Source organism: Flavobacterium sp. KMS (assembly GCF_000813005.1).
GTDB lineage: Bacteria > Bacteroidota > Bacteroidia > Flavobacteriales > Flavobacteriaceae > Flavobacterium.
Genome location: NZ_JSYP01000025.1, coordinates 46,687 through 53,934, shown reverse-complemented (window position 1 = coordinate 53,934; position 7,248 = coordinate 46,687). Strand labels below are relative to the sequence as shown.

At 33.9% G+C, this 7,248-nt stretch carries 4 protein-coding genes; all 4 read right to left on the bottom strand.

Annotation, left to right across the window (positions count from 1 at the left end; all coding sequences use genetic code 11):
• Positions 1-290: 290 nt before the first annotated feature.
• Positions 291-1,460, bottom strand: a complete 1,170-nt coding sequence (locus OA93_RS20765) for a DUF1501 domain-containing protein (protein ID WP_039115930.1) — start codon at positions 1,458-1,460, stop codon at positions 291-293.
• A 12-nt stretch (positions 1,461-1,472) separates the two neighbouring features.
• Complete coding sequence (locus OA93_RS20760; protein WP_039115928.1) at positions 1,473-2,870, bottom strand: DUF1800 domain-containing protein; 1,398 nt, start codon at positions 2,868-2,870, stop codon at positions 1,473-1,475.
• Between the two features lie 393 nt (positions 2,871-3,263).
• Positions 3,264-5,663 carry a ribonucleoside-diphosphate reductase subunit alpha gene (locus OA93_RS20755; RefSeq protein ID WP_039115926.1) on the bottom strand — a complete coding sequence of 800 codons (2,400 nt, stop codon included), beginning with the start codon at positions 5,661-5,663 and terminating at the stop codon, positions 3,264-3,266.
• 281 nt (positions 5,664-5,944) lie between these two features.
• Positions 5,945-6,922: a ribonucleotide-diphosphate reductase subunit beta gene (locus tag OA93_RS20750; RefSeq protein ID WP_039115924.1), complete on the bottom strand. Its 978-nt coding sequence runs from the start codon at positions 6,920-6,922 to the stop codon at positions 5,945-5,947.
• Between the last annotated feature and the right edge of the window lie 326 nt (positions 6,923-7,248).

The following is a 7,248-nucleotide window of genomic DNA, read 5'->3' as shown; positions in this document are numbered from 1 at the left end:
GCTTTTTTATGCAAAGGATGAGTTTTGTTTTTCACCTGTTCATATTCTTTTATTAAAAAACGATACTTTTCTAAATAGTTTCGCTCTAAAGTGGAATCTTGACTATTATTTCTCATCGTAACAAAATTTATTAAAGTTAAATTTTGTTACCGAAATATCTAACATTTACAATTTCGAGGAACGAGAAATCTCCGCAAGAAGCTCGATAAAGATTGACGATTCTGCGAATGGAGTTACTTGTGGAGATTTCTCGTTCCTCGAAATGAAATATTGTGGACAGAAAATAAAACTTACGAGAACAATCCGCCAACAGGCTTATTATTTATTCCAATTTTAGAATAATCAAAATTCATTTTTTGCTGTAATAAGGAAGCATATACACTTCTAAAATCAATTTCATATTTTAAGTCCCCGTTATCCAAATTAGACAAATCTGGATTGTTCCCTAAAATTGTTCCTTTATTATTCCCTCCTATAATAAACATCGGCGCTGCTGTTCCGTGATCTGTTCCATTTCCGTTGTCTTTTACTCTTCTTCCAAATTCCGAAAACACAACAACCGTAACATTTTGAAGTAATTGTGCCTGTTTTAAATCCTGATAAAAAGCATACAAAGCATCATTCAAATCGGATAATTTTTTCTCATGAATAGCAAGCTGATTATCATGTGTGTCAAATCCACCAAGTGAGGTATAATACACTTTTGAATTTAAATTTCCTTTTATTAATCTACCAATCCATTCTAGATTTTTAGACAATTCTGTTTTAGGATAACTTATTTCCGTTTTAGATTTTGCCAATGCTTTCTGAATTTCATCAGATCCTTCAATAACTGAATTAGCTATTTTTCGAACAAAATCTAATTGCGGATTATTCGACAATGTTACATTCTCTTCTTTATCTGATTTTACCTTAAATCGGTTTGGATCTTTAACTGTGATTGAATTGGGCTCTACTCCTTTCAAAGCCAGATTATCTATTGTGTCAAGATTAATCCCAGCCGTTGCCTGATGTTCTTTACATTGCAAATCCAAATATCGTCCCAACCATCCTTCATTTATATATTTATTAGAATCTGTTGCTGTTTGCCAAATTTCCTGACTACGAAAATGCGACCGAATTGGCTCTGGATAACCTACATTCTGAATTACTGTTAAATCTCCATTTTGCTGCATTTGAGCAAAATCTTTTAAAGAAGGATGAAACGCCATTCCTTTATTTTTTCCTATCACAACATCTTTACCCAAAGCAATTTTTGTTCTCAAATCATAATACAACGGATTATCGTACGGAATAAAAGTATTCAATCCGTCATTCCCTCCATTAAGCTGGACAAATACAACACATTGTTCCCCAATTACCAAATTATTTTGAGAGCCATAAGCATGCAAAAAATCAGGAAGCAAAAGCATTCCACCAGTAAACGTTCCTGTTATCGATATAAAATTCCTTCTGTTCATAACTTTAAACTTCTAGATTAATTGATATTCTGGCAACTTTGTAATGTAATTAAACAGTCGGATTACTGCATAATTGGCATGAGAATCCTTTGGATCAAAATCATATTTAAGTAAATCCTCCATGTCTTTTTGTACCGATTCATCTACTTTAAATAATAACCTGTTAGACAATTCGGTGATAATTGTTTTATTACTCCCACTAGAATCAAAATCAATTTTGACATCAATTTTATCAAATTCTGCCTTCGGCTTCTCACTTTCACCACTCATTGTATTCAGTACTTTTTTCGTAATACTTCTTCCGCTACAAAGTAAATCTGAGGTGTTGTTTCGTTGCAAATAAACTTGAGAAGTCAGCCATGAATTTCCGCCATCCCAACCTTTTACATTCACCTGATTATATAAATCCATTCCTTGCTGTTTCAGAAAAAACATAACCATACCGTCATCGAGATCATCAATATGCAATTCTTCTAGGAGTTGTAAAATATATACTAACGGATCTTTTATTTTGGTTCCAGAAACATCTTTACCATATTCTTCGGTAAAAATTTTAGTTAGCAACGGTTCTATTTCAAACTTCACTTTCCTAAAATAATCGCCATAATAGGTCACTAATTCTTCTGACGGATTATCATAAATAAACCATTTCAGAATTTTTCGGGTAATTAAATACGGAATACTTTTCTGCTCAAAAATTATATCAACTAAATCATCTGCTTTCCAATTTCCCGTTTTTCCAAAATACGTCTTATCGGTATCATCTTCTGCAAAGCGCCTGTAAACTGCACCATCATCTCCATAATTAAGTCCAGCCAAAGCTCTTGCTCCGTTTTTAACATCATTTTCAGAATAGTTTCTAATTCCAATTGTAAACAATTCAAGTAATTCACGACTTAGATTTTCGTTGTATTTCCCTTTTTTATTATCAACATTATCCAAGTACCTCACCATTGCATTCGATTTTATGATTTGCTTAGTGAGTTCTTTGAAGTTCCCGAAAGCATGCTCACGCAAAATCATATTGTGCTGGTAAATCCAATAATTAACTTTTACTTTTTGAGAAGTAGATACGAAGTGATTGTGCCAGAAACAAACCATGTTTTCGCGTAACGGAAATTCATCGTTTCGCATTTTGGCAATCCACCATTTTTTTAATTCAACAGCCGAATAGATTTCTTTTTTAAGAGCCTTCTTTTTAGCTTCTGAGTCAGCTGTTTTTATAGATTCGCGTAGTTCTTTAAGTTCTACAAGTGTTTTGGGATCATCGTCTAAAAAAGCAGGAAGTTGTTTGTCGAATTTTGAATCATAGGAATGCTTTAGAAATTTTTCTAATCCTAGTTTTTCAATCTTATCGGATTCTTTACCTGAAAAACCCAATCGTAACGACCAAACATTGCTTTTTTTCATAACGCAGGAATTTATTTGAGAATAAGACTTTGTTTTTAATTAAAGGTTTAAAAGGGAGGTTCTGAGATTCTTAGTTGCTAAGGCTCTAAGATTAAAAACGCTATTTATAGATTCAATATTGCCCTTGAGAAAATTGAGTATTTACTCTATATTTATTGATACACTCTACAAGTTTGCCTTTCTTCTGGCATGGAGTTATTTCGCAAAGTTTTTTCTCAATCTTGTCTTTCCTGACGATGAAGGACAAGATTAGCGAGCTACTCGTGGAGATCTCTCATTCTTCGAGATGGCAAGTTTGTGCAAAAAAAAGCAGCTATCATAATGATAACTGCTTTCTATTAACTAAGAATAAATCTTTTCTTTTTATTCTATTTTCTATCTTCTAAAAAAAGATTAAGAACCACACATTTCACAATCGTCTGGATCTCCTGCTTGTGCTTTTAGCAACATTGCTTTGTAATCCTCAACGCTTATTGATTCTGTTTCCGGAACCAAAGCTGCTGCTGGTGCATCTTCTTCTTTTTTATCGTTGTTTAATGTAAATTTAATTGCATCTACAGCCGATTTGGTACGTAGGTAATACATTCCTGTTTTTAAACCTGATTGCCAAGCGTAAAAGTGCATTGACGTCAGTTTAGAATAATTCGCATCTTGCATAAACAAGTTTAATGATTGCGATTGATCTATAAAATATCCTCTTTGGCGTGACATATCGATAATATCTTTCATCGACATTTCCCAAACAGTTTTATAAAGATCTTTTAAGTCTTGCGGGATAATATCAATGTTTTGAACTGATCCATTATGACGCATGATTTCTTGCTTCAATGTTTCGTTCCACAATCCAAGTTTTACTAAATCTTCTAGCAAGTGTTTGTTTACAACGATGAATTCACCAGATAATACACGACGAGTGTAAATATTAGATGTGTAAGGCTCGAAAGCTTCATTGTTTCCTAAGATTTGTGAAGTCGAAGCTGTTGGCATCGGAGCAACCAATAATGAGTTACGAACTCCATGTTCCATTACTTCTTTACGTAACGAAGCCCAGTCCCAACGTCCTGATAACTCTTCGTCTTTCATTCCCCACATATTGTATTGAAATTCTCCTTGTGACATTGGAGATCCAGCAAATGTAGAATATGGTCCTTCTTCCTGAGCCATTTCCATAGATGCGGTTACAGCTGCAAAGTATAATGTTTCGAAAATCTCTTGGTTTAATTTCTTAGCCTCATCACTTGTAAACGGCATACGCAACAAGATAAAAGCATCTGCTAATCCTTGCACACCAAGTCCTACCGGACGGTGACGCATATTAGAATTCTCAGCTTCTTTTACTGGATAGTAGTTTCTGTCGATTACTTTGTTTAAGTTACGTGTTACACGTTTTGTAACGTTGTAAAGCGCTTCGTGATCAAATTTTCCGTTCTCGATAAACATTGGCAACGAAATAGAAGCCAGGTTACAAACTGCGATTTCATCTTTAGATGTGAACTCCATAATCTCAGTACACAAGTTTGATGAACGAATTGTTCCTAAGTTCTTGTGGTTAGATTTACGGTTTGCTGCATCTTTGTACAACATATACGGTGTTCCGGTCTCGATTTGTGATTCAAGAATTTTCTCCCATAATTCACGAGCACGGATTGTTTTTCTTCCTTTTCCTCTAAATTCATAGTCAAGGTACATTGTTTCGAATTCTTCTCCGTAAACATCATATAATCCAGGACATTCGTTAGGGCACATTAATGTCCAAGAAGCATCTTCTTGCACACGTCTCATGAATAAATCAGAAGTCCACATGGCGAAGAATAAATCTCTCGCACGCATTTCTTCTTTTCCTGTGTTTTTCTTTAAATCCAAAAATTCAAAGATATCTGCATGCCAGGTCTCGATATAAATCGCAAAACTTCCTTTACGTTTTCCTCCTCCTTGATCTACATAACGTGCTGTATCGTTGAATACTCTCAACATAGGAACAATCCCGTTTGAAGTTCCGTTAGTTCCACGAATGTAAGAACCTGTAGCACGTACATTATGAATAGAAAGTCCGATTCCTCCAGCCGATTGAGAAATTTTTGCCGTTTGTTTCAACGTATCGTAAATTCCATCGATACTATCGTCTTGCATTGCAAGAAGGAAACAAGATGACATTTGAGGTTTTGGAGTTCCTGCATTAAATAATGTAGGCGTTGCATGGGTAAAGAATTTCTTCGACATTAAGTCGTATGTTTCCATTACCGATTTTAAATCATCAAGGTGAATACCTACAGACACACGCATTAACATATGTTGTGGTCTCTCGACAATCTTACCATTTATTTTAAGCAAATACGAACGCTCCAGGGTTTTAAAACCAAAGTAGTCGTAATTAAAATCTCTTGTGTATATGATATGCGAATCTAAAAACTCAGCATTTTCCTGAATTACTTTAAATACTTCATCCGAAAGAAGTGGTGCTTCTTGACCATTTCTTGGATTTACGTAGTTATACATATCCTTCATCGTTTCAGAGAACGATTTTTTAGTATTAGAGTGTAAGTTTGAAATTGCAATACGAGCAGCCAATTGAGCATAATCCGGATGTGCAATCGTCATTGAAGCTGCAGTTTCGGCAGCAAGATTATCTAGTTCCGAAGTCGAAACACCATCATACAATCCCTCGATAACGCGCATAGCTACCTTAACAGGATCTACAAGTTCATTTAACCCGTAACACAATTTTTTGATTCTTTCTGTAATCTTATCAAACATTACGGGCTCTTTGTGGCCATCTCTTTTTACTACATACATAAGCTTACCTTTATAATTATTATTGAAAAAATGAAAGCATAGAGGACGAGCCTCTATACTTAAACATTGCGTGTTTTTATATTAATTTGGAAATTAGTAGATTTCCAATAGTTACCCTCTCCCCAACCTGGTATATAGGCTGAAAATTAGTCAGTGATAGTGTCGAATCTACGATTTGGGGGAAATCAGATTCAACTTTTAAATTGTCTAGTTATAGAAACCTTCGTTTCTTAATTTTTTGTTTTTTGAGCGTCGTGGTAATCGCTAAAATGCTTTGTTGTCTAAAAATCTGCATCGAATGAAATTTTTTGAGCATCACTATCTGTGTTCATCACACCTGATTTTTGATACTCTGCAACACGTTTTTCAAAGAAATTGGTTTTTCCCTGAAGTGAAATCATATCCATAAAGTCAAACGGATTTGCTGAACCGTAAACACGGTCACATCCTAATTCAACAAGTAGTCTATCGGCAACAAATTCTAAATATTGTGTCATTAAGACAGCATTCATACCGATTAAACTTACTGGAAGAGATTCTGTAACAAACTCTCTTTCGATGTTTAAAGCATCAACGATAATTTCTTTAATTCTATCTTTAGGAACTTTGTTAATTAAATGGTGGTTGTGTAAATGCACTGCAAAATCGCAATGAACTCCTTCGTCACGAGAAATTAACTCGTTTGAGAAAGTTAATCCTGGCATTAATCCACGTTTTTTCAACCAATAAATAGAACAAAAAGCTCCTGAAAAGAAGATTCCTTCTACAGCTGCAAAAGCAATTAAACGCTCTGCAAATGAATCTGATTCAATCCATTTTAAAGCCCATTTTGCTTTTTTGGCAATTGCTGGAAAAACATCTAATGCATTAAATAGATCATCTTTCTCTGCTTCGTCTTTTACGTAAGTATCAATTAATAATGAATAAGTTTCACTATGAATGTTTTCCATCATAATTTGGAATCCGTAAAAAAACTTTGCTTCTGCATATTGTACTTCGTTTACAAAATTCTCAGCAAGATTTTCGTTTACGATTCCATCAGATGCAGCAAAGAATGCTAATATATGTTTGATAAAGTATCTTTCGTCGTCAGATAACTTATTATTCCAATCATTTAAGTCTTGGTGCAAATCAATTTCTTCAGCAGTCCAAAAACTAGCTTCCATTTTTTTGTACCATTCCCAGATATCATGATGTTTGATAGGAAAAATTACGAAACGGTTCTTATTTTCTTGTAAAATTGGTTCGACTTGTGACATTATAGTTGTGTTTTATTTTAAATATTTTCAATAGATTTTCATCCATTTCTGTAGACTACAAAGATTGTCATTTGTTGGCTAAAATAAAAGTCAAACTTATTCACAATCGAGTCTAGTTTTTAACAAAGGGACAAAAACAGAATAATTTTCATACAATTACTAACATTCTGAAAATTAGACAGTTAAATCTGTCCAAATTCACGTTAGCAAGCGTAAAATATAGGATTTTTGAAATAAAATGCAAGACTTTTTTATAATTTTTAAAAATCTTTTTTCAGATCATTTGCAATAATTTTTACTGCAATATCAGCATTGTTTCCTTGTAA